At 70.1% G+C, this 22,474-nt stretch carries 18 protein-coding genes; 11 read left to right on the top strand and 7 right to left on the bottom strand.

The features are described from left to right. Positions 1–93: 93 nt before the first annotated feature. Positions 94–1,014, top strand: coding sequence for a cation diffusion facilitator family transporter (locus AC1DK9_RS14605; protein WP_476916371.1), 921 nt, complete (start codon positions 94–96; stop codon positions 1,012–1,014). A gap of 66 nt (positions 1,015–1,080) precedes the next feature. On the opposite strand, the gene AC1DK9_RS14600 is transcribed toward AC1DK9_RS14605, so the two are convergent. Then, positions 1,081–2,289, bottom strand: coding sequence for an MFS transporter (locus AC1DK9_RS14600; protein ID WP_476916370.1), 1,209 nt, complete (start codon positions 2,287–2,289; stop codon positions 1,081–1,083). A gap of 179 nt (positions 2,290–2,468) precedes the next feature. On the opposite strand from AC1DK9_RS14600, the gene AC1DK9_RS14595 reads away from it, so the two are divergent. Genes AC1DK9_RS14595 through AC1DK9_RS14580 form a run of 4 tightly spaced genes read left to right on the top strand, consistent with a single transcriptional unit; the run spans position 2,469 to position 5,820 of the window. Next, the gene (locus AC1DK9_RS14595; protein ID WP_476863437.1) at positions 2,469–2,912 is read left to right on the top strand and encodes a (deoxy)nucleoside triphosphate pyrophosphohydrolase; all 444 of its coding nucleotides are present in this window, start codon (positions 2,469–2,471) and stop codon (positions 2,910–2,912) included. A gap of 42 nt (positions 2,913–2,954) precedes the next feature. Continuing rightward, entirely contained in the window at positions 2,955–4,112 is a 1,158-nt protein-coding gene (locus AC1DK9_RS14590) for a Re/Si-specific NAD(P)(+) transhydrogenase subunit alpha (RefSeq protein WP_476916369.1), read from the top strand. Continuing rightward, positions 4,112–4,450, top strand: a complete 339-nt coding sequence (locus AC1DK9_RS14585; protein ID WP_476863435.1) for an NAD(P) transhydrogenase subunit alpha part 2 — start codon at positions 4,112–4,114, stop codon at positions 4,448–4,450. Before AC1DK9_RS14590 ends, AC1DK9_RS14585 begins: the two co-directional genes overlap by 1 nt. After that, the gene (locus AC1DK9_RS14580) at positions 4,447–5,820 is read left to right on the top strand and encodes an NAD(P)(+) transhydrogenase (Re/Si-specific) subunit beta (protein ID WP_476863434.1); all 1,374 of its coding nucleotides are present in this window, start codon (positions 4,447–4,449) and stop codon (positions 5,818–5,820) included. The genes AC1DK9_RS14585 and AC1DK9_RS14580 overlap by 4 nt, the downstream gene beginning before the upstream one ends. 42 nt (positions 5,821–5,862) lie before the next feature. Here AC1DK9_RS14580 and AC1DK9_RS14575 read toward each other — a convergent pair whose 3' ends face one another. Beyond that, a complete protein-coding gene (locus tag AC1DK9_RS14575) occupies positions 5,863–7,002 on the bottom strand; it encodes an Rv2578c family radical SAM protein (protein ID WP_476863433.1) in 1,140 nt (379 codons plus the stop codon). Positions 7,003–7,235: 233 nt separating this feature from the next. Here AC1DK9_RS14575 and pcp point away from each other — a divergent pair, with 233 nt between their 5' ends. Further along, positions 7,236–7,877 (top strand): pyroglutamyl-peptidase I, encoded by a 642-nt coding sequence (pcp, locus tag AC1DK9_RS14570; protein WP_476863432.1) that lies wholly within the window; start codon positions 7,236–7,238, stop codon positions 7,875–7,877. 45 nt (positions 7,878–7,922) lie between these two features. Here the strand turns inward: pcp and AC1DK9_RS14565 are convergent, their stop codons facing one another. After that, a complete protein-coding gene (locus tag AC1DK9_RS14565) occupies positions 7,923–8,561 on the bottom strand; it encodes an SIMPL domain-containing protein (protein WP_476863431.1) in 639 nt (212 codons plus the stop codon). Between the two features lies 1 nt (position 8,562). Then, positions 8,563–9,030 (bottom strand): hypothetical protein, encoded by a 468-nt coding sequence (locus AC1DK9_RS14560; protein ID WP_476863430.1) that lies wholly within the window; start codon positions 9,028–9,030, stop codon positions 8,563–8,565. Between the two features lie 223 nt (positions 9,031–9,253). Here AC1DK9_RS14560 and pheS point away from each other — a divergent pair, with 223 nt between their 5' ends. Genes pheS through AC1DK9_RS14545 form a run of 3 tightly spaced genes read left to right on the top strand, consistent with a single transcriptional unit; the run spans position 9,254 to position 13,594 of the window. Then, the gene (pheS, locus tag AC1DK9_RS14555) at positions 9,254–10,315 is read left to right on the top strand and encodes a phenylalanine--tRNA ligase subunit alpha (RefSeq protein ID WP_476863429.1); all 1,062 of its coding nucleotides are present in this window, start codon (positions 9,254–9,256) and stop codon (positions 10,313–10,315) included. Positions 10,316–10,317: 2 nt separating this feature from the next. Further along, positions 10,318–12,861, top strand: a complete 2,544-nt coding sequence (gene pheT, locus AC1DK9_RS14550) for a phenylalanine--tRNA ligase subunit beta (RefSeq protein WP_476916368.1) — start codon at positions 10,318–10,320, stop codon at positions 12,859–12,861. Between the two features lie 25 nt (positions 12,862–12,886). After that, on the top strand, positions 12,887–13,594 hold the full coding sequence (locus tag AC1DK9_RS14545) for a 4'-phosphopantetheinyl transferase family protein (protein ID WP_476916367.1): 708 nt from the start codon (positions 12,887–12,889) through the stop codon (positions 13,592–13,594). Between the two features lie 32 nt (positions 13,595–13,626). Here AC1DK9_RS14545 and AC1DK9_RS14540 read toward each other — a convergent pair whose 3' ends face one another. The 3 genes from AC1DK9_RS14540 to AC1DK9_RS14530 all read right to left on the bottom strand — a co-directional run bounded on the left by AC1DK9_RS14540 (position 13,627) and on the right by AC1DK9_RS14530 (position 20,060). Continuing rightward, positions 13,627–15,000, bottom strand: a complete 1,374-nt coding sequence (locus AC1DK9_RS14540; RefSeq protein ID WP_476916366.1) for a M1 family metallopeptidase — start codon at positions 14,998–15,000, stop codon at positions 13,627–13,629. Positions 15,001–15,065: 65 nt separating this feature from the next. Next, positions 15,066–18,956, bottom strand: coding sequence for a Pls/PosA family non-ribosomal peptide synthetase (locus tag AC1DK9_RS14535; protein WP_476916410.1), 3,891 nt, complete (start codon positions 18,954–18,956; stop codon positions 15,066–15,068). 138 nt (positions 18,957–19,094) lie between these two features. Further along, a complete protein-coding gene (locus AC1DK9_RS14530; RefSeq protein ID WP_476916365.1) occupies positions 19,095–20,060 on the bottom strand; it encodes a quinone oxidoreductase family protein in 966 nt (321 codons plus the stop codon). A gap of 191 nt (positions 20,061–20,251) precedes the next feature. Between AC1DK9_RS14530 and argC the strand changes: the two genes are divergently transcribed. Continuing rightward, a complete protein-coding gene (gene argC / locus AC1DK9_RS14525; protein WP_476916364.1) occupies positions 20,252–21,283 on the top strand; it encodes an N-acetyl-gamma-glutamyl-phosphate reductase in 1,032 nt (343 codons plus the stop codon). After that, positions 21,280–22,446: a bifunctional glutamate N-acetyltransferase/amino-acid acetyltransferase ArgJ gene (gene argJ / locus AC1DK9_RS14520; protein WP_476916363.1), complete on the top strand. Its 1,167-nt coding sequence runs from the start codon at positions 21,280–21,282 to the stop codon at positions 22,444–22,446. The genes argC and argJ overlap by 4 nt, the downstream gene beginning before the upstream one ends. Positions 22,447–22,474 lie beyond the last annotated feature (28 nt).

Below are 22,474 nucleotides of genomic sequence, written 5' to 3'. Positions count from 1 at the left end.
GCGGGCCCCGAACGGGTACGGTGTTCCTTGCGGCTTCGGGCCAAAAGCGCTCCCCGCACGTCCCCCTGAAAAACCTCCTGAGGAGAAGCTCTCTTGGCTGCAAACGGCGGTACCAAGGCGATTGTCGCGGCGTTGGCCGCAAACCTGACGATCGCCGTCCTTAAGTTCATCGCGTTCATCCTGACGCTGTCCTCGTCGATGCTCGCGGAGGCCATCCACTCGCTCGCGGATTCAGGGAACCAGTTGCTCCTGCTGGTCGGCGGCAAGCGCGCCAAGAAGGAAGCGAGCCCCGAGCACCCGTTCGGCTACGGCCGGGAACGCTACATCTACGCGTTCATCGTTTCGATCGTGCTCTTTTCCGTCGGCGGCCTGTTTGCGCTCTACGAGGCCTGGGGCAAGATCCAGCACCCGCACGGCATCGAGGGTGACTTCTGGTGGGTCCCGCTGGCCGTACTCGTCGGCGCCGTCATCGCCGAGTCCTTCTCCTTCCGAACCGCCATCCGCGAATCCAACCCGCTGCGCGGCAAGCAGAGCTGGGTCCACTTCATCCGGAACGCCAAGCAGCCGGAGCTGCCCGTGATCCTGCTGGAGGATTTCGGCGCCCTGCTGGGCCTGGTCTTCGCGCTCTTTGGCGTCAGCCTGACGCTGGTCACCGGTAACGGCATCTGGGATGCCCTCGGAACCGCGATGATCGGCCTGCTGCTGGTGGCGATCGCGGCCATCCTGGCAGTGGAAACCAAGTCCCTGCTGCTGGGCGAGTCCGCCACCAAGGCTGACGTCGCCAAGATCCGCGGCGCCATCGAAGCCGACGGCACCACCATCATCCACATCAAGACCATGCACCTGGGCCCGGAGGAACTGCTGGTCGCGGCCAAGATCGGGATTGGCGCGGCCGAGTCGGGCCGGGACATCGCGGCGGCCATCGATGCCACCGAAGTCCGTATCCGCGAGGCCGTGCCCACCGCGCGGGTGATCTACCTCGAACCGGACGTGCAGCGAGTCAGCGCCAGCTAGCTCACCCGCTCCACCCGTTTCACCCGTTTCGCCCTGGGGCCGCTGGCCCGGAACCGCATCGTGCGGCTACCGGACCAGCGGCTTCCTGCGTTCCACCGCACCACTGAGGACTGCGACGCCGAGGCCCAGGATGGCCAGCACCGCGCCGACGAGGGCGGGTGCCACATAGCCCCAGCCCCAGGCGATGACGAGGCCGCCGAGGAACGCGCCCAGGGCGTTCGCCACGTTGAGGGCCGCGTGGTTCAGCGAGGACGCCAGCGACGGCGCGTCGGGGGAGGCGTCGAGGAGCCGGGTCTGCAGCGCCGGAACGAGCATGGAGCCGGCGGCGCCCACGACGAAGACCATCACGTACGCGGACCAGGGCCAGTGCACGGCCACGGCGTAGACCACGAGCGCCACGGCGACGCCGGGCAGCACCCAGTAGATGGTGCCCATCACGGACTTGTCAGCGATCCGTCCGCCCGCGATGTTGCCGGCCACCATGCCCACCCCGTACAGCGCGACGACGAGCGGCAGCCACTCCGAGGGTATGCCGGCCACCGACGTCATGGTGTGGGCGATGTAGGTGTACGTGGCGAAGAATCCGCCGAAGCCGACCACGCCGATCAGGACGGCAAGCCAGACCTGCAGCCGTTTGAGCGCTCCGAGTTCGCGGCGGATGCTCGCGTCGGCATGGGGTTCCTGGAACGGCACGAACTTCCAGAGCATGGCCATGGTCAGGATGCCGATCAGGCCCACCAGCAGGAAGAGCAGCCGCCAGCCGAAGTTCTGGCCCAGCCAGGTCCCGAACGGCACGCCGATGACGTTGGAAACGGTGAGGCCCGCCATCACCATGGAGATGGCCCAGCCGCGCCGGGTCGGGGCCACGAGGGATGAGGCAATGACCGCGGCGACGCCGAAGAAAGCGCCGTGCGGCAGCCCGGCGGCGAAACGGGATACCAGCATGGTGCCGTAGTCCGGGGCAATGAAGGAACTGAGGTTGGCGAGGCTGAAGAAGAGCATCAGCCCCAGCGCGAGGTACTTGCGCGGAAGCTTGGCCCCGACCGCGGCCAGGACCGGCGCGCCGACCACCACGCCCAGGGCGTAGGCGGAAATCAGGTGTCCGGCCTCCGGAGTCCCGATGCCCAGGCCATGCTCCACCTCCTTGAGCAGGCCCATCATGGTGAACTCGGTGGTGCCGATGCCGAATCCGCCCATCGCCAGGGAAATGATGGCGAGGGCGAGGTGGCGGGTGCCGGCTTTAGGCATTGCGGGGGCGTCTTTGGTGGTTGTCATCCGTCTGCTTCTCGGGGAACGATCCCGGCGCTGGCCGGGAGAATGCGGCGTAGTGGTTCGGCATGGAGCCGCTGTGCAGGTAACGCGGGGCCCAGGCTCCGGTATTCCGACGCTGTACGCCAGGTCTCCCATCATTCTCTCCCGGAGGCCGACGGCGCCGCGCCCCTAGACTGGTGGACGTGACTGAACTCATCAACGTCGTCGGCGGCGCAGTAGTGGATTCCCTGGCCGCCCCCCGGTCCCTCCTGGTGGCAAGGCGGACCGCGCCGCCCCAGTTCGCCGGCATGTGGGAGTTCCCCGGCGGCAAGGTGGACCCCGGCGAAGCTCCGGAGCGTGCGCTGCACCGGGAATTGCTGGAGGAACTCGGCGTGGAGGTCCGGCTGGGGCCGGAGCTGGCCGCCGAGGCGCCGGCCGGCTGGCCGCTCAACGGCAAGGCTGTTATGCGGGTGTGGTTTGCCGAGCTTGCTGCCGGCACGCCGCAGCCGCTGGAGGACCACGACGAACTGCGCTGGGTGGCACTGACGGACCGGCAGGAAGTCCTCCGCTTGCCGTGGATCCCGGCTGACCTGCCGATCGTGGAGGCGCTCCTGGCAGCCGTCGCGGCAGAACCCTCGCCAAACTAAGGGCTCTGTGGCTACGCTGGGGCGAACCGAGAGGAGCCGGGCGTGCAGGTGGGGGTCAGACGGGAACAACGTGCGGGGGAGCGCCGGGTTGCGGCCACCCCCGAGACGGTGCAGCAGCTCACCGGCCTGGGCTTGTCGCTGCTGGTGGAATGCGGTGCCGGCGTCGAATCCGGCTACGGCGACGCCGATTACGAGGCCGCTGGCGCCAGCCTCAGCCCGGAGCTCCCGCTGGACGACGTGGACGTCCTGCTGCACGTCCGGCCGCTCAGCCCGGAGATCGCCGCCACCCTGCGGCCCGGCGCCATCACCATCGGGTTTGCCTCACCGGCCTCGGAGCTGCCAACCGTGGGCGCCCTCGCCGCCACCGGGGTGACGTCTTTCGCCCTGGAACTCGTGCCCCGGATCTCCCGCGCCCAGTCCATGGACGCGCTCAGCTCCCAGTCCCTGGTCACCGGCTACCGCGCCGTACTGGAAGCGGCGCTGCGCTACCCGAGGTTCTTCCCGCTCTATATGACCGCCGCCGGGACCATCCCGCCGGCCAGGGTGCTGGTCCTCGGCGCCGGCGTCGCCGGCCTGCAGGCGATCGGCACCGCGAAACGGCTCGGCGCCCGGGTCTCGGCGAACGACATCCGCGCCGCCGCCGCCGACGAGGTCGCCTCGATGGGCGGGACCTTCATCAACCTGGAGCTCGATACCCGGGCTGCAGACACGGCCGCTGAAGGCAGCGGCGGCTACGCCAGGGAACTCGGCGAGGACCGGGCCGCCCGGCAGCGTGCCCTGCTGGCGCCACACGTGGCCTCGGCGGACGTGCTCATCACAACGGCGGCGATCCCGGGCCGGCCAGCCCCGCTGCTCGTCACCGCGGACATGGTGGCCGGGATGCGGGCAGGATCCGTCGTCGTAGACCTTGCCGCCGAGTCCGGCGGCAACGTCGAGGGGGTGATCGCCGGCCGGGACGTCCTGGTTCCGGTCCCGGGCGGCGCGGTGACGCTGGTGGGGATGCAGGACGCGGCGTCGGCCGTTGCCTCGGACGCCTCCCGGCTGTACGCCAAGAACGTCGCCAACCTCCTCGCCCTGATGACCCTGGACGGCAAGGTGATCCCGGACTTCGACGACGACGTCATTTCCGGGGCGTGCCTGACGCACGACGGCGCCGTCCGGCACGCCGGCACGGCGGCAGCGATGGAGGCGCACAACTGATGAATGCAGTCACGTTACTCACGGTGGTGGTCCTCGCCGTCTTCGTCGGCTTCGAAGTCGTTTCCAAGGTCACCAGCAAGCTGCACACCCCGCTGATGTCCGGCGCGAATGCCATCCACGGCATCATCCTGGTCGGCGCAGTCATCGTGGCGGGCCAGGCCGGCGATCCCTGGCTGCTGGCCGTCGCACTGCTCGCTGTGGTCCTCGCGACCGCCAACCTGGTCGGCGGATTCGTCGTCACCGACCGGATGCTGGAGATGTTCGGCCCGCGGAAGGCCGCACGCCGGGGCGATGCGGCCGGAGCGGGCACCGGCCGCACGGGGGAGGACGGCAAATGAGCATCCTTGCCCCGGCGTGGACCGCACTTTTCTACCTGGTGGCGGCGGTCTGTTTCATTCTCGCGCTGAAGGGCCTCAGCTCGCCCCGGACCGCCCGGCGCGGCAACGCCATCGGCGCCGCCGGGGCCGCGGTGGCCCTGGCAACCGTGTTCCTCTCCGCCCGGCTGGACAACATTCCGCTGATCCTGGCCGCGATCGCCGTCGGCGCCGCCCTCGCCGTCCCGGTCGCCCGGCGCGTGCAGATGACCCAGATGCCGCAATTGGTCGCCCTGTTCAACGGGGTCGGCGGCGGCGCGGCCGCGTTGGTCGCGGTGCTGGAACTTGGCCACAGCGAGGAGCCCTGGGTGCGGCTGGCCGTGGTCTTCACCATGCTGGTCGGAGCGGTGTCCTTCGCGGGCTCGGCCGTCACGATGGGGAAACTGCAGGAGCTGATCAGCACCCGGCCGTTGCTCTTCCGGGGCATGCCCGCCGTGATGCTGGTGGTCCTTGCGGGCGCCCTGGCCGCCGGCGGGCTGGTTGTGCTTTCGGGTTCGCCGGCCTGGGCCGGGGCGTTGCTGGTGCTGGGCCTTGCCGCGGGGCTGCTGCTGGTGCTCCCGGTGGGCGGCGCCGACGTGCCGATCGTGATCTCGCTGCTCAACGCCTTCACCGGCCTCGCCGTCGCCGCGTCCGGGATCGTCCTCGGCAACGTGCTGCTGCTCGTGGCCGGGACACTCGTGGGGGCCAGCGGCACCATCCTCACCAAGGTGATGGCCTCGGCCATGGGCCGCGGCGTGGCCGGCATCATGTTCGGCGCCTTCCGGGGCGGATCCACTGCGGGTTCGACCACCGTCAGCGACCGTCCGGTGCGCTCCTCCTCGGCCGAGGACGTCGCCGTGCAGCTCGGCTACGCCCAACGCGTCGTGATTGTGCCGGGCTACGGCCTCGCCGTCGCCCAGGGCCAGCACACCGTCGCCGAGCTCGCCACCGCGCTCACAGCCAGGGGAGTGGACGTCGTTTTCGCCATCCACCCCGTGGCCGGACGGATGCCCGGGCACATGAACGTGCTGCTGGCGGAGGCGAACGTGCCGTACGAGTCGCTCCGGGAACTCGACGAGGTCAATCCGGAGTTCGCCAACACCGACATCGCCCTGGTGGTGGGCGCCAACGACGTCGTCAACCCCGCCGCTAAGTCGTCCCCCGGCTCGCCGATCTACGGGATGCCGATCCTCGAGGTGGTCCAGGCCCAACAGGTGGTGTTCCTGAAGCGATCGATGCGCCCGGGCTTCGCCGGAATCGAGAACGAGCTCCTGCATGATCCCAGAACCACCCTGCTGTTCGGTGACGCCAAGGATTCGCTCTCGAAGGTCCTCGGCGCGGTAAAGGTCCTCTAGGCCGCCGCACGGGTCGGCTATCGGATCCGTCAAACAGGTCCGTCAGAAGAGCGTCGGTTGCGCCGCCCGTGGCCCTGCTCCGGCGCCGGCAGCGGCAGCCCGCTGGGCGGCCGGGTCGGGGATGCTGCCGGCCGGGTACTGGGCTTCCTCTTCCCGGGGATCATCGTCGAGATCCCGGTGGCTGAAGCCCGAGGAGCCGAGGAAGCCGTGCCGGGACCTGAAGTACCTGATCCGGCCGGACAGCCAGGCGCGGTATTCCTTGGAGGCGTAGGATCCGCTGCCGTAGAGCCGGCGATACTTTCCGGCGAGCTGCGGGTGTTCCCGGGCGATCCATTGCATGAACCATTCGCGGGTGCCCGGTTTCAGGTAGAGGGCGCCGGCCGTGACACCGGTGGCGCCCGCGGCGGCGAGTGAGCCGAAGAGGGAATCGAGGGCTTCGTCGGAATCCGAGAGCCAAGGCAGGATGGGCATCGCCATCACGCCGCAGGGGAGCCCCGCCTCGCGCAATCGGGAGACCAGCTTCAGCCGGGCACGCGGGCCTGGCGTGCCGGGTTCCACGGCCTCGGAGAGCCGCTCGTCGGTCATGGCGAGGGAGATCCCCACGCCCACCGGGACCTGGGCGGCGGCGTGCTTGAGCAGCGGGATGTCCCGGGCCAGAAGCGTGCCCTTGGTCAGGATGGACAGGGGGGTACCGGAGTCCGCCAGGGCGCCGATGATGCCGGGCATCAGCTGGTACCGTCCCTCGGCGCGCTGGTAAGGGTCCGTGTTGGTGCCCAGGGCCACGTGCTGGCGCTGCCACGAGGGCTTGGCGAGTTCCTTGCGCAGCACCTCGGCCGCATTGATCTTGACCACCACCTGGCTGTCGAAGTCCAGGCCGGCGTCGAAGTCCAGATAGGTGTGGGTCTTGCGGGCGAAGCAGTACACGCAGGCGTGGCTGCAGCCACGGTACGGGTTTACCGTCCACTCGAAGGGCATCCGGGAACCGGCGGCCACCTTGTTGAGCACCGATTTGGCAGTGACCTCATGGAAAGTGACCCCGGCAAACTCAGGGGTGGAGACGGTCCGGACCAAACCGGCCAGCGGCAGCAATGCCGGAGCGGCCGGTCGCGCGGCGGCAACGGCGTCGGGATCGACGGCGAGGGTTTCACCGCTCGGCCTCAGTGCTTGCGCGTCCCATCTCATGGATACATTCGAATATATGTTCGATCTTAAGTCAAGGACCACGGGCCGGCTCCTTCGCTTCCTGCCCACGCGCACCGGTGCACGTTTCGAGGAGGCGGATCACTCATCCCTGCGGGGGAACTTCCTCCTCATCGGGTAGGAACTCAGCCGAATTGCGGCACTGGGCTGCGGGAGCCCGGGCGCCGCCGGCTTCCACTCGGTGATCAAGAACGCGGCGTTGCTAGGCTGGGCCCATGATTCTCCTGACCGGCTTCGAACCCTTCGGCGGCGAAACTACGAATCCGTCCTGGACCGCCGCGCGCGGGGCGGCCGCCCTGCTTCAAGCCGAGGGCCACGAGGTCGCGGCGGTGGAGCTGCCCTGCGTCTTTGGCGACGCCATCGCCGCCCTGCGCGCCGCCTTGGCCGAGCACCGTCCGGACGTCGTGGTCTGCGCCGGCCAGGCCGGCGGCCGGCCCCGCATCTCGCTGGAACGGATCGCGATCAACTGCGACGACGCGCGGATCCCGGACAATGCGGGCAACGCCCCGGTTGATGAGCCCGTGGTGCCCGGGGGCCCGGCGGCCTACTTCAGCACCCTGCCGGTGAAGGCGGCCCTGGCGGCGCTGGGCGCGGCAGGGATCCCGGCCGAGGTGTCCCAGACAGCCGGAACGTACGTCTGCAACCACGTCTTCTACGGCCTGATGCACGCCCTGGCGTCCACCCCGGCGGTACGCGGCGGCTTTGTCCACGTCCCGTTCGGGCCGGATCAGGTTGCCCCGGGCAGCGGGCTCGTATCGCTGCCGCTGGAACAGATGACGCAGGCGCTCGCCGTCGTCGTCCGCACCGCGCTGGCGACGACGGCGGACCTCAAGCTCGCCGGGGGCGCCACCCACTAGGGCGACCCGGAAGCAACGCCAGGCCGGGCGGGTGAGCTGAGACGGTCAGTCCAGGAGTTCCCAGACCACGTCGACGGCGGCCGTRACGCTGGCGCCGCCGGCTTCGACGGTTAGTGGCTCGGAGGCCGCAACGCGCTGCATCTTGGCCAGCGGGATGGGCGCAGCCGTCCCGGGCTGCTGGGTGACGGAGAGGGTCCTGCCGAGCCGGGCGCCCGCCAGCGAGGCGAAGTGCTCGGCCGCTGTGCGGGCATCGTTCCATGCAGCCTCCCGGGCGCGCACCTCCAGCAAGGCTGGGTCCGCAAATCCGAGCTCCAGGCCGTTGAGCCGCACATCGTCGCCGCCGGCCGCGACCGCCGCGGCAATGACGGACGAGGCGGACGCCAGCTCGCGGAGCCGGACACTCAGCGTGCTGGAGGCGAGATAGCCCGAGACGAGCTGCCCGCGGCCCTCCTGCCAGCTGACCTCGGCCCGCACGTTCAGCCCCGATGTCGTGATGTCCGTGTTCGCCACGCCATGGCCCCGCAGCGCGGCCGTGATCGCGGACGAGGCGTGCGCGGCGTCCCCGTACGCCGCGTCGACATCGGCGCGGCGGCATTCGACGCCGATGGAGAGGGTCAGCAGGTCCGGCGCGGCTTCGGCCGTGCCGGATCCGGTGACCGAGATGGACCGGGGAGTTTCCGTCATGTCATGCCTCGTTCTCTTTGGGTGCCGTGCCGCGAGTGGCCGCGGGGGAGTGTCCGGGCGACTTCCCGGGGAGCGGCGGGTAGCCGCCGGCCTGGAGTCCGGCGTGCCGCTCGAAGAAATTGGCGGATCCGGGGTTGCCTGTCCGGAGCAGGGACCAGGCTGCCGCCAGGAAGTACAGCGGCAGGAACGGGACGCCCAGGCACCAGGCATACTGGGTGCTGTGGCGCTCTTCGTGCCCCAGCAGCACCGGGTTTGCGAGGGCCTCCTCCGGCCCGCTCCGGTACAGCACCACGTTGCCCACGGTGAACGCCGCCGCGAACGGCAGGCGCCAGCGGTAGCCGGTGGCGAGGAGCAGGCCCCGGGGCCCGCGGTGAACTCGGGTCCCGGCGCAGGCGGCCAGCAGCAGCCCCAGCGGGGTCGACGCATTCAACACATTGGCAAGCTGCCGCAGCCGCTGTCCGGAGGTCATGAGGCCATGGTAGCCGGAGGAGCCGCGGTGCCCGGAGGGCCCCGTCCGTCACGTTCGGGCGCCCGGACGCGTTCAACTAGACTGGACGGGAGTGCCCGCCGGGAAGGTTCGGTGGGCCCTGACCTTGGTCCTTGCCCTTGTCGATGACGGGTGCGCGCCGGCGGATACCGCCCGCGGGTGCGCCCGCCGTTGGCACCACCCGACTCGTAGCTAAGAACAGTAGATGACTGAAACTTTGCCGGGCGCCGCCGTCCCGAACCCGCTGGACGAAGCCGCCATCACCGCCGCCGTAGACCAGGCCGTCGCCGCCATTGCCGCCGCGTCGACTCTCGACGAACTCAAGGCCGTGCGACTGGCCCACACCGGGGAGAAATCCGCGCTGAGCCTGGCCAACCGTGAAATCGGTGCCCTGCCCAAGGACCAGAAGGCCGCCGCCGGCAAGCTCATGGGAGCCTCCCGCGGACGCGTCAACAAGGCGCTCGCGGACCGCACCGTGGAGCTCGAGGCGGAGAACGACGCGCGCATCCTGGTCGAAGAGACCGTGGACGTCACGGCGGCTCCCCGCCGTCGTCGAGCCGGCGCACGCCACCCGCTGTCCACGCTGCAGGACCGCGTCGCGGACATCTTCGTCGGCATGGGCTGGGAGATCGCCGAGGGCCCCGAGGTTGAATCTGAGTGGTTCAACTTCGACGCACTGAACTTCAAGCCGGACCACCCGGCCCGCGAGATGCAGGACACCTTCTTCGTGGAGCCGCCCGAGGCCCACCTGCTGATGCGCACCCACACCTCCCCGGTGCAGGTCCGCTCCATGCTGGAGCGAGAGGTGCCGATCTACGTGCTGTGCCCGGGCAAGGTCTTCCGCACCGACGAACTGGACGCCACGCACACCCCGGTCTTCCACCAGTTTGAGGGCCTCGCGATCGACAAGGGCCTGTCCATGGCGGACCTGCGCGGCACCCTGGAGCACTTCGCCCGCCAGATGTTCGGCGAGGAGGCCCAGATCCGGCTGCGCCCGAACTACTTCCCGTTCACCGAGCCGTCCGCGGAGCTGGACATCTGGCACCCCGGGGCCAAGGGCGGTCCGCGCTGGATCGAGTGGGGCGGCTGCGGCATGGTCAACCCCAACGTGCTGCGCGCCGCCGGCATCGATCCGGACGTTTATTCAGGTTTTGCCTTCGGCATGGGCATCGAGCGCACCCTCATGTTCCGCAATGAGGTCGGCGACATGCGCGACATGATCGAAGGCGATGTACGTTTCAGCGAGCACTTCGGGATGGAGATCTAACAGTGCGTATCCCACTTTCCTGGTTGCGTGAGTTCGCAGCCGTACCGGCCGGAGCGACGGCCGAAGACGTCATGGCTGACCTCGTCAAGGTCGGTTTCGAAGAAGAAGCGGTCCACCGCCCCACGGACACCCTCCAGGGACCCATCGTGGTGGGCCAGGTCCTGAGCCTCGTCAAGGAGCCGCAGTCCAACGGCAAGACGATCAACTGGTGCCAGGTCCGGGTCGTCCCCGAAGGCCAGCAGCAGACCCTCACGGGCGAAGGCATCGACCCCTCCGGCGTGCAGGGCATCATCTGCGGTGCGCACAACTTCGTGGAGGGCGACAAGGTGGTGGTCACCCTTCCGGGCGCCGTGCTGCCCGGCGACTTCCGCATCTCCGCCCGCAAGACCTACGGTCACCTCTCCGCCGGCATGATCGCCTCCGTGCGTGAACTCGGTATCGGCGAGGACCACGACGGCATCCTGGTGCTCTCCCGCATCGGCCTGGACCCGGAAATCGGCACCGACGCCATGGAGCTGCTGGGCCTCTACGACCAGGCTGCGGAAATCAACGTCACCCCGGACCGGGGCTACGCCTTCTCGATCCGTGGCGTCGCCCGGGAGTACGCCCATGCCACGGGCACGTCCTTCACCGACCCGGCGTCCAAGGTGCAGGCCCCCGCGGACCTGGCCGGCGGCTACGGCGTCAAGCTCAATGACGATGCGCCGATCTACGGCAAGCCCGGCTGCGACCGCTTCGTGGCCCGGACCGTCCGCGGCGTCGACGCCACGAAGCCGACCCCGCCGTGGATGACCTCCCGGCTCCGGCTCGCCGGCATCCGGTCGATCTCGCTGCCGGTGGACATCTCGAACTACGTCATGCTGGAACTCGGCCAGCCCACCCACTGCTACGACCTCGACACGCTCTCCGGCGACATCGTGGTTCGGCGGGCGGCGGCAGGGGAGAAGATCACCACCCTGGACGCCAAGGAACGCACGCTTGACGCCGAGGACCTCCTCATCACCGACGGTTCCGGTGCGATCGGCATTGCCGGTGTGATGGGCGGCGCCGCCACCGAGGTGTCCGACTCCACCAGCAACGTCCTGGTCGAGGCCGCGCACTTCGACGAGGTGTCGATTGCCCGGTCCCGCCGTCGCCACAAACTCCCGTCCGAAGCCTCCAAGCGCTTCGAACGCGGCGTTGACTGGCACATCGCCGGCGTGGCCGCCCAGCGGGTCGTCGACCTCCTGGTCGAGCTCGCCGGCGGCACCGCCGATGAGGCCGGGACCGACGTCGGTACCGCGCCCGACGCCGTCGCCGTCGACCTGCCCGCCGCCTTCGCCGCGGAACGGATCGGCATCGACTTCACCGAGGAGCAGATCCTGACCTCGCTTCAGGACCTCGGCGCGGTCGTAGAAAAGACCGGCACCGGCTACAGCGTCACGGCCCCGAGCTGGCGCAACGACCTGGAAACCAAGGAAGACCTCTCCGAGGAAATCGCCCGGCTGGTCGGCTACGACAAGATCCCCGCAACCCTGCCGGTGGCACCCCCGGGCCGCGGCCTGACCCGCGTGCAGCAGCAGCGCCGCCGGCTCATCCAGGCCCTGGCCGATGCGGGCCTTACCGAGGTGCTCGCGTACCCGTTCGTCTCCAAGGCCGCCAACGACACCTTCGGGGCGCCGGTTGCCGGCGCGGAACGGAAGGCGCTCAAGCTGGCCAACCCGATCAGCGAGGAGCAAGGCTACCTGCGGACCTCCATCCTGCCGGGCCTGATCGAGGTCGCCAAGCGCAACCACTCCCGCGGTTTCCGCGACCTGGCGCTGTTCGAGTCCGGGCTGGTCTTCCTGCCCGGCGACACGCTGGGTACGGCTTCGATTCCGCCGCTGGGCGCCAAGCCTGCCGATGAGGTGCTGGACGGCCTGTACGACGGCGTCCCGGACCAGCCGCTGCACCTCGCCGCAGTGCTGACCGGCCACGATTCCCCGGCCGCGCCGGCGCACGCGCCGCGGGCCTGGGACTGGGCCGACGCGCTGGACATTGCCCGGCTCGCCGGCGACGTCCTCGGCGTCGAACTCGTGGTCAGCAAGGGCCAGCACCAGGCCTTCCACCCCGGGCGGGCCGCACAGCTGGCGCTCCGCAGCGGCGAAGTGGTGGGCTACGCCGGCGAACTGCACCCGAAGCTGCTTGCGGCGCAGGACATGCCGGCCCGCTCGGTGGCGCTGGAACTGAACGCCGACGCGCTCTTCGAAGCCGCTGCCGACGTGATTGTCGCCCGGCACATCTCCACCTACCCCGTGGCGACCCAGGACGTCGCCCTCGTGGTGGCAGCCGATGTCGCGGCGGACGAAGTGCTGGCCGCCCTGCGCGAGGGTGCGGGGGAGCTGCTCGAGGAGGTGTCCCTGTTCGACGTCTACGCCGGCAAGGGCATCGAGGATGGCAAGAAATCGCTCGCCTTCAACCTGCGCTTCCGGGCCGATGACCGGACGCTGACCGCGGATGAGGCCTCGGCCGCCCGCGACACCGCGGTTGCCGCCGCGCACGAGCGGTTCGGCGCGGTGCAGCGCTAGCAGCCAACTCCGGAAGGGCGGGACCATGACATCGCAGCTGGTGGTGCGCTCGGTCCCGCCCTTCCGCGTACCCGGAGTAGCTTCACCGTCCCGCGCAGCTCCCGCCGCGGCCGGATTCGGCGCCGCCGTGGACGACGCGGCAGCTGGGCTGCTGGACAACGTCGAGCTCGGGCGCGCCGCGGAGATGCAGCCCGGCCCGCGGGCGGCGTTCCTGGCCGGCAGGCTGGCCCAGCGACGGTTCGCGGCGGAGCTGCTGGACGTGCCGCTGGCCTCGCTCACCGCCGTCTACGACTGTCCGCAGTGCGGCCCCGGAAGTCCGCACGGCCGGCCCGGCTACACCCGGAACGGGGCACCGGTGCCGCTGCTGCTCAGCCTGTCCCGCAGCGCAGGCTGGACCCTGCTGGCCGCCGTGCCTGATCCGGAACCCGGGCTGCGCCTCGGCGTCGACGTCCAGGACCCGGCGGGCGCCGACTTTGACGGCTTCGACCGGGTGGCGCTCAGCCCGGCGGAACGCCGGAGCCTGCGCGGCCTGGCCGGGGCGGGCTTGCTGTCCGCCCGTGCCCGGCTGTGGGCACGCAAGGAGGCCTGGCTCAAGCTGTGCGGCACCGGGTTGCTGACAGCGCCGGACACCGTGGAGGTGCTGGACCGGCCCGGCATCCGTGACCTGGCCCCGGCGGAATCCGGGCTGCCCGCGCGGTTTGCCGCTGCTGTGGCCCTGTCTTCGGGCCCGTAGCGAGGGGATCCTGCGTTCGGCGGTTCAGCCGTTCAGCCGTTCGGCAGCGGCGGCAGCGCCTCTTCGTAGAGCCAGGGGTGCAGCACGGCCTCGGCGTCCATCCCGGTGACGCGGCCCGCGGCCAGGATGAAATCCTCGGTGGTGACGGAGCCATGCCGGTGGGTGCTGGTCCAGTCGTGCAGAAGGGTGAAGAAGGCAAGATCGCCGCAGCTCAGGCGGACCGAGTGCAGGGCAAGGGCGCCGCGTTTGTAGACTCGGTCATCGAACATCAGTTCCGGCCCCGGATCTCCGACCAGCAGGTCCTGGTCCTCCTGGTTAAGCATCCGCCAGGCCGCCCCGGCGCGGTCGGCCACGCTCATGATGCCGGCCTCCTCGGACCAGATCCACTCCGCGTAGCAAGCGAAACCTTCGTGCAGCCAGATATCCTTCCACGAGGACGCGGTGAGCGAATTCCCGAACCACTGGTGGGAGAGCTCGTGGGCGATCAGTCGCTGGGATTCCCAATCGGATGCCAGATGGTTGCGCCCAAAGATGGACAGTGACTGCGCCTCCAGCGGGATCTCCAGGGGATCCTCGGTCACCACCACGGTGTAGCCGGCGAACGGATAAGGCCCAAAACAGTTGATGAAGGTGCGCATCATCTGCGGCTGGCGGGCAAGTCCGGCGCGGGCCTCCGCTGACAGCTCGGCCGGCACCGCGGCGGTCTGGGCGACGTCCCCGGCCGCCCGGTCCGCGTTGAGCGGCTGCAGCCCGTACCGGCCGATCTGGACTGTGGCGAGGTAGCTGGCCATCGGTTCGGACTGCTCATAGACCCAGGTTTCGCGGCTGGAACGGGCCTGGTGCGAGACCAGCACGCCGTTGCAGACGGCACGGTAGTTGGCGTCGGCGGTGACCGCGATGCGGTAGCTAGCCTTGTCCGCCGGGTGGTCGTTGCAGGGAAACCAGGACGCCGCGCCGTTGGGCTGCCCGGCGACCAGCACGCCGTCGCTCAGCTCCTCCCAGCCCACCTCTCCCCAGAGCCCGCGGCGGGGCGCCGGGTTGCCTTCGTAGCGGATGTCCAAGGTGAACTCGTCGCCGGGCAGCAGGGCCGTGTCCGGCACGACCACCAGCCGTTCCGCCCGCTGGTTGAACTTGCGGACCTTCCGGCCGGGCATCAGCACCTTCGTGGCGCGGAGCCCGGTCAGGTCCAGGACGATCGCCGAGCTTTGCCGCCTGGCGACCGCGTGCAGCCTCGCCCGGCCGGCCAGATGGTTGCTGTTGATCCGGTAGTCGAGCTCCAGTTCGTAGCGGGTGACGCGGTAAACGTCGGTGCCGTGGCCCGGCATGTACGGATCCGGGGCGCCCGCAGGCAGCGCGGACGGCAATTCCCCGGGAAATTCCTCGGCGGCTGATGCGGTGGGACTCATGGCACGCTTTCGGTCGTTGCGGTGGGCGGGAGGCGTCTTCCGGGCTTCCGGGCGGTGGGGCCGGGCTACTTTGGCTTGGGCGCCGGGAGATCCGGGCCGCCCCAGGGGCTGACCGGATTTCCCATCCAGTACGTTCCGGCGGGGACCGTTTCACCCCGCATCACGAGGGACGCCGGCCCCACCGTGCCGCCCTTGCCGATCCGGGCCCGCGGCAGGATCACTCCGTGCGGACCCATCGTGGCCCCGTCGTCGAGCGTAACAGTGTCGATGCTCATGACCCGGTCGTGGAAGAGATGGGTTTGGACCACGCAGCCGCGGTTGACCGTGGCGCTGCGGCCCAGGGTGACGAGGTCGGCCTCCGGCAGCCAGTAGCTTTCGCACCAGGTCCCGGCACCGATCCTGGCGCCCAGGGCCCGCAGCCACCAGACGAGGGCTGGGGTGCCGGACGCCGCGCGCGCGAACCACGGGGCGCTGACCATCTCGATGAAGGTGTCCACCACCTCGTTCCGCCAGATGAAGGAGCTCCACAGCGGATGCTCGCCGGGGCGGATACGGCCCACCAGGAGCCACTTCGCGACGACGGCGCTGCCGGCGGCAACCGCGCCGGCCAGCAGGACCACGATGCCGCCCAGCAGGGCCGCGACGGCGTAGTTGAAGCTGGTCGCCAGCCAGTCGAAGGCGACCAGCACGGCCGCCGCAATGGCGACCGTGAGCATCACCGGGACAAAGCGGCAGAGTTCCCACAAGGCGCGGGCCAGTTTGAGCCGCAGTGGCGGCTGGAACGTGCGGGTGTCATCGGAAGCGATGGCGGTCCGCCGCAACCGCACCGGCGGGCTGCCCAGCCATGAAGTACCGGATTTCGCCTTCGCCGGGGTCGCGGAGAGCACCGCCACGAGGGAGTTCTTGGGCACGCTGCGGCCGGCGGCGGTCATCCCGGAGTTGCCGAGGAAGGAGCGTTTGCCCACCTTCGCCGGCGCGATCTTCATCCAGCCGCCGCCGAGCTCGTAGGACGCGATCATGGTGTCGTCGGCCAGGAAGGCGCCCTCGCCCACGGTCGTCATTTTCGGGATCAGCAGCACCGTGGAAGCCTCCACATTGCGGCCCACCCGGGCGCCGAGCAGGCGCAGCCAGACGGGTGTGAACAGGCTGGCGTAGACAGGGAAGAGCAGGTCGCGGGCCAGGTCGAGGACCCGTTCCGTGGCCCAAACCTGCCAGCCGATCCGGCTGCGCACCCGGTAGTAGCCGGTGCGCAGCCCGACGCCGAGGAGGCGTGTCGTGGCGAGGACCAGGACCAGATTGGTGCCAAACCAGSCGAGGGCGGCGAGCGGGAGCGAGAGCGCCAGTTCGGGCAGGGCCGAGAGCAGCGAGCTGCGGCCCTGGATGAAGAGGAACATCACCAGCCCGGCAGCGGCGGCGGAGAGGTATGGGATCAGGGCCAGGACGGCCGACGCCGAGGCGAAGCCGAGGAACCAGAGCCGGCCGATCAGGTGGTGCTCCGGCAGGGTGTCCGGCCAGTCCTGCTTCGCCTTGCCGCGGCGTTCAGCCGGGGAACCGGCCACCAGGTGGCCCGCCTTGACCCGGCCAAGGACGGCGGAACCGGGTTCAACCTGCGCCCCGGCACCAATGCTGGCGCCCGGCATGAGCGTGCTGCGGGCGCCGACGACGGCCCCGGCGCCGACCCGGATCGCGCCGATGTGGACCGAGTCGCCGTCGATCCACCAGCCGGAGAGATCGACTTCCGGCTCGATGTTGCAGCCGTTGCCGAGTGAGAGCATTCCGGTCACCGGCGGCAGCGAATGAAGCTGGACGTCGTTGCCGATCGTGGCGCCCAGTGCCCGGGCGTAGTAGGGCACCCACGGGGCGCTGGCGAGGCTGATGGCGCCGGCGAGGTCCTGGATCTGTTCGGCCAGCCACAGGCGTAAATGCACCGGGCCGGAGCGCGGGTAGCTGCCGGGGGAGACGTTGCGCAGCAGCAGCCGTGCCGCGGCCACCGAGATGGCCATCCGGCCGGCCGGGCTGACGAACAGCAGCCACGACGTTCCGACCCACCACCAGGACAGCGTCGGGGCCGCGCTGAAACCGGCCAGGGACGAGAGCAAATTATTCGCGGCCATCAGGTAGGTCAGCCAGCGCATCCCGACCAGGATGTGCAGCGGGACGCCGAGGAGCGTCTGGAACCATTGGGCGCGGCGGGATGTGGGGCGCACGGAACGCTCGGCGGCGGCCAGGGCGCCGCCCTCCGGGAGGGACTGGCGTGCCGCATCCACCAGGGCACCGATCCGGGGCGTGGCGTAGATATCCGCCACGGTGACGGTGGGGTAGCGGGCCCGCAGCGCCGAAACAAGCTGGGCAGCGGCGAGCGAGCCGCCGCCAAAGGCAAAGAAGTCGGCATCGAGGTCGGCAACGGTCCCGCCCAGGACGGCACTCCACTGCTCGACGATCCAGGCGGCGTCCTCAGGAAGGTTCAGCGGCGCCGCAGCGGCATCCGCAGCGCCCGCCCCGGCCAGCGGCCACGGCAGCGCATGCCGGTCCACCTTGCCGCTGGTCTTGGTCGGCAGGGCGTCCACGACGGTCAGCAGCGGGATCAGCGGCGCCGGCAGGGTCGAGGCGAGCAGCTGCCGGGCGGCGGCCAGGTCCAGCTCCGCGCCATCGGACGGCGCGAGGTAACCCACCAGCACCTGGTTGCCGGCCGCCGTCGTCCGCACCGCGGCCGCGGCCCCCGCGACGTCGGGCAGCGACTGGAGCGCTGCATCGATTTCGCCGAGTTCGATCCGGCGGCCGCCCAGTTTCACTTGTTCGTCCGCGCGGCCGACGAAGATCAGGCCGGCCCGCTCGTAGCGGACCAGATCCCCGGAACGGTAGGCGCGGGACCAGCCCAGGGTCGGCAACGGAGCGTACTTTTCCGCGTCCTTGGCCGGGTCGAGGTACCGGGCAAGGCCGACGCCGCCGATGATCAGCTCCCCGATTCCGCCATCGGTGACCGGCACTCCGTCGGAGTCGACGACGGCGAGGTCCCAGCCGTCGAGCGGCAGCCCGATCCGGACCGGACCCGGCCCGCCCAACGGCGCGGCGCAAGCCACGACCGTGGCCTCGGTGGGTCCGTAGGTGTTCCAGACCTCGCGTCCGTCCACCGCCAGCCGCTCGGCCAGTTCCGGCGGGCAGGCTTCGCCGCCGAAGATCAGCAGCCGCACGCTTTCGAGGGACTCGGCCGGCCACAGCGCCGCGAGCGTAGGCACGGTGGAGACAACCGTGATGCCGTGGTTGATGAGCCAAGGGCCCAGGTCCATGCCGGTCCTGACCAGGGCCCGCGGTGCCGGAACCAGGCACGCACCGTGCCGCCAAGCGAGCCACATCTCCTCGCAGGACGCATCGAAGGCCACCGAGAGTCCGGCCAGCACCCGGTCCTGCGGCCCGGCCGGCTCGGCCCGCAGGAAGAGCCGCGCCTCGGCGTCGACGAAGGCGGCCGCGGCACTGTGGCGCACCGCGACGCCTTTGGGAGTGCCGGTGGAGCCGGAGGTGAAGATGACCCAGGCATCGTCGGCGGGGACCGGCGGGCGGCCCGCCGGAAAGGGCCGGGGGCGGGTGCCGTCGGTGACCACCGTGCCGCCGGCGCGCAGGATGCCGGCAACCCGGGCCTCACCGAACACCAGTTTGGCCCTCTCGTCCGGGTCGTCCGCGTCCACCGGAACGTAGGCCGCCCCGACGAACAGCACCGCCAGGATGGCGATGTACAGCTCGTTGGTTCCTGACGGGATTCGCACGCCGATCTTGTCGCCCGCGCCGAGCCCGGCCAGGTGCAGCTTCCGCGCGGCAGCCCTGACCTCGTCCATCAGCTGGGCATAGCTCAGGGAGCCCCGGCCGTCGTCGAGCGCGGACGCGTCCGGGAAGCGGCCGGCGGTGTCCTGCAGGACGTCGATCAAGGTCCGCTCCGGTGGCGCCGCGAAGGCACCGGGCAGCTGCGGGGAAAAGACCGGCCCGGTCTGGGGGTCACTGCCTGCCGCGGCGTCCCTGCCGGCGGATGGTTGCTGCTCGCTCACGGAGTGATTATCCCTGCAGCAGATGAACGGAAGACATCGGTGCCGCTCCGGGCCGGATCAGGGAACCAGGATGACCTTGCCGGTGGTACGGCGCTGCTCCAGGTCCGTGTGGGCGGCGGCGGCGTCGGCCAGGTCGTAGCGGGCACCGATCCGGACCTTCAGGCTGCCGTCCGCGACGGCGGCGAAGAGTTCGTCGGAGCGCCAGCGGCGTTCCTGCGCGTCGCGGAGGAAATGCGTGATGGTGGGCCGGGTCAGGTAGAGCGAACCGCCGGCATTGAGCCGCTGCGGGTCGAACGGCGGCACCGGGCCGGACGCCGCGCCGAACAGCACCAGCGTGCCGCGGATCCGCAAGGACGCCAGCGAGTCGTCGAAGGTGTCTTTCCCGACGCCGTCGTACACCACATGCGCGCCGGCGCCGTCGGTCAGCCCGCGTACCTTGGCTGCGAAGCCGTCGTAGCGGAGCACGTGGTCCGCGCCGGCGCCGCGGGCCAGCGCCTCCTTCTCATCGGTGGAGACGGTGGTGATGACGCGCGCGCCTTTTGCCTTGAGCAGTTGGATCAGCAGCAGGCCCACGCCGCCGGCGCCGGCGTGCAGCAGGACCGTGTGGCCGGCTTCCACCTTGAAGGAGGAGTTGATCAGGTAGTGCGCGGTGATGCCCTGCAGGGGAAGGGCGGCAGCGGTGAAATCGTCGACGCCGCGTGGCACCGGCAGGGCCTTGTCCGCGTCCACCAGGGCGTACCCGGCGTAGCAGTTGACCCCTTCCGCGGTGGCCACCCGGTCCCCGGCGGAGAAGCCGCTGACGCCGTCGCCGAGCTCCTCTACGGTTCCGGACGCCTCGGAGCCGGGGGTGAAGGGGTACTGCACCTTGTAGACGCCGCTGCGCTTATAGGTGTCGATGAAGTTCACGCCCGCGGCCGCCACCTTGATCAGGAGCTGGCCGGGACCGGGAACCGGGCGGTCAACCTCTGCCAGCTCAAGAACCTCGGGTCCGCCGGCCTGGCGGGCGACAATTGCGTGCGTCATGGGTCTCCTCCTGAAGGGCCAGTGCCCTTTGTAGTATCAGCGCTCTCTGTACTATCAGCACTCCGGGGGACGAACCATCCGCATCCCGGATCCTGAGACCATCCTAGGGACAGCGGCACGGGCGTCCGGACACGGCAGGCTCATGCATAAATATCGGCATCTATGCATAGTCTTGCTGTATACTCGGTGTCATGACTATTTCTGTTGCCGTCTCCGGTGCAAGCGGCTACGCCGGCGGCGAGGTCCTGCGGCTCCTGGCCGGTCATCCCGACGTCACCATCGGCGCCATCACCGCGCACAGTAACGCCGGTTCCAGACTAGGGGAATTGCAGCCCCATCTCCATGGCCTGTCCGGCCGCATCCTCGAAGACACCACGGTGGAAAACCTCGCCGGACACGACGTCGTGTTCCTCGCGCTGCCGCACGGTGCTTCCGCAGAGATCGCGGCGCAGCTGCCCGCCGGAACAGTCGTGATCGACGCCGGCGCGGACCACCGGCTCGAGGACCCGGCGGCCTGGGAGAAGTTCTACGGTTCGCCGCACGCCGGCACCTGGCCCTACGGCCTGCCGGAGCTCCCGGGTCAGCGCGAGGCGTTGCGCGGTGCCACCCGGATCGCCGTTCCCGGCTGCTACCCGACCTCGGCCCTGCTGGCCCTCACGCCGGGCTTCAGCAACCACCTGCTCCAGGCCGACGACGTGGTGATCGTCTCCGCGTCCGGCACCTCCGGGGCCGGCAAAGCCGCAAAGGTGAACCTGATCGGCTCCGAGGTCATGGGTTCGATGAGCCCCTACGGCGTCGGCGGCGGACACCGCCACACCCCGGAAATCGAGCAGAGCCTGTCCAAGGCACTCAACGCCCAGGTGACGGTCTCCTTCACGCCCACGCTGGCCCCGATGAGCCGCGGCATCCTCACCACCGCGACCGCGAAGGTCCGGCCCGGTGTTACGGCTGAAGAGCTGCGCCGCGCCTGGGCCGAGGCCTATGACGAGGAGCCGTTCGTGCACCTGCTCCCGGAAGGCCACTGGCCCTCCACTAAGTCCGTGCAGGGCTCCAACCACGCCGTGATGCAGCTGGCCCTCGACGGGCACACCGGCCGCGTGATCGTAACGTGCGCCATCGACAACCTGACGAAGGGGACCGCCGGCGGCGCCGTGCAGTCCATGAACATTGCCCTCGGCCTGGCGGAAACTGCCGGCCTCGATCTGCAGGGAGTCGCACCGTGAGCATCACCGCCCCTAAGGGATTCCGCGCTGCCGGGGTCAAAGCCGGCCTCAAGGCCTCCGGCAACCCGGACCTGGCCCTCGTGGTCAACGACGGTCCGGCCAAGGCGGCCGCCGCGGTCTTCACCTCCAACCGCGTGGCTGCGGCGCCCGTGCACTGGTCCCGCGAGGTCATCAAGGACGGCCGGGTGGACGCAGTCATCCTCAACTCCGGCGGCGCCAACGCCTGCACCGGCGCGCAGGGCTTCCAGAACACCCACACCACCGCGGAAAAGACCGCCGAGGCACTGGGCGCCTCGGCGACGGACATCTTCGTCTGCTCCACCGGCCTGATCGGCGAGCAGCTTCCGATGGACAAGCTCGTCCCGGCGATCGGCGTCGCCGCTGCGGAGCTCGACGCCGACGGCGGCCCGGCGGCCGCTGCCGCGATCATGACCACCGACTCCGTGTCCAAGCAGGCGGTCTTCACGGGGACCGACGCCGAGGGCCGGGAATTCACCATCGGCGGCATGGCCAAGGGCGCCGGCATGCTCGCCCCCGGCCTGGCCACGATGCTCGTGGTCCTCACGACGGACGCGGAGGTCCAGCCGGAAATGCTCGACGTCGTGCTCCGTGACGCCACCCGGGTCACCTTCGACCGGGCAGACTCGGACGGCTGCATGTCCACCAACGACACCGTGGTGCTGCTCGCCTCCGGCGCCTCGGGTGCCGTGCCGTCCGCCGTCGAATTCGGCAAGGGCCTCACCCAGGTGTGCGCCGACCTGGCCCGCCAGCTGATCGGCGACGCCGAGGGCGCCAGCCACGACATCGCCATCCGCACCTTCAACGCCGCGAGCGAGAAGGACGCCGAAGTGGTCAGCCGGGCCGTGGCCCGCTCCAACCTCTTCAAGACCGCCATCTTCGGCAAGGACCCCAACTGGGGCCGGGTGCTCTCAGCCGTGGGTACCACCGACGCCGTCTTCGAACCGGACCAGCTGAATGTCTCGATGAACGGCGTGCAGATCTGCCGCAACGGCAGCATCGGCGAGGACCGCAGCCTCGTTGACCTGGAGCCGCGCGAAGTCCTTGTCGAGATCGACCTGCAGGCCGGCGGGGCCGAGGCCACGATCTGGACCAATGACCTCACCCACGAGTACGTCCACGAGAACAGCGCCTACTCCAGCTAGAACGGCCCGGGAGGGACAGACAGTAAGG

The organism is Arthrobacter sp. 01T414, assembly GCF_056398965.1.
The sequence above is the reverse complement of the archived record's forward strand: the minus strand, read 5'-3'. Positions and strand labels throughout refer to the sequence as shown.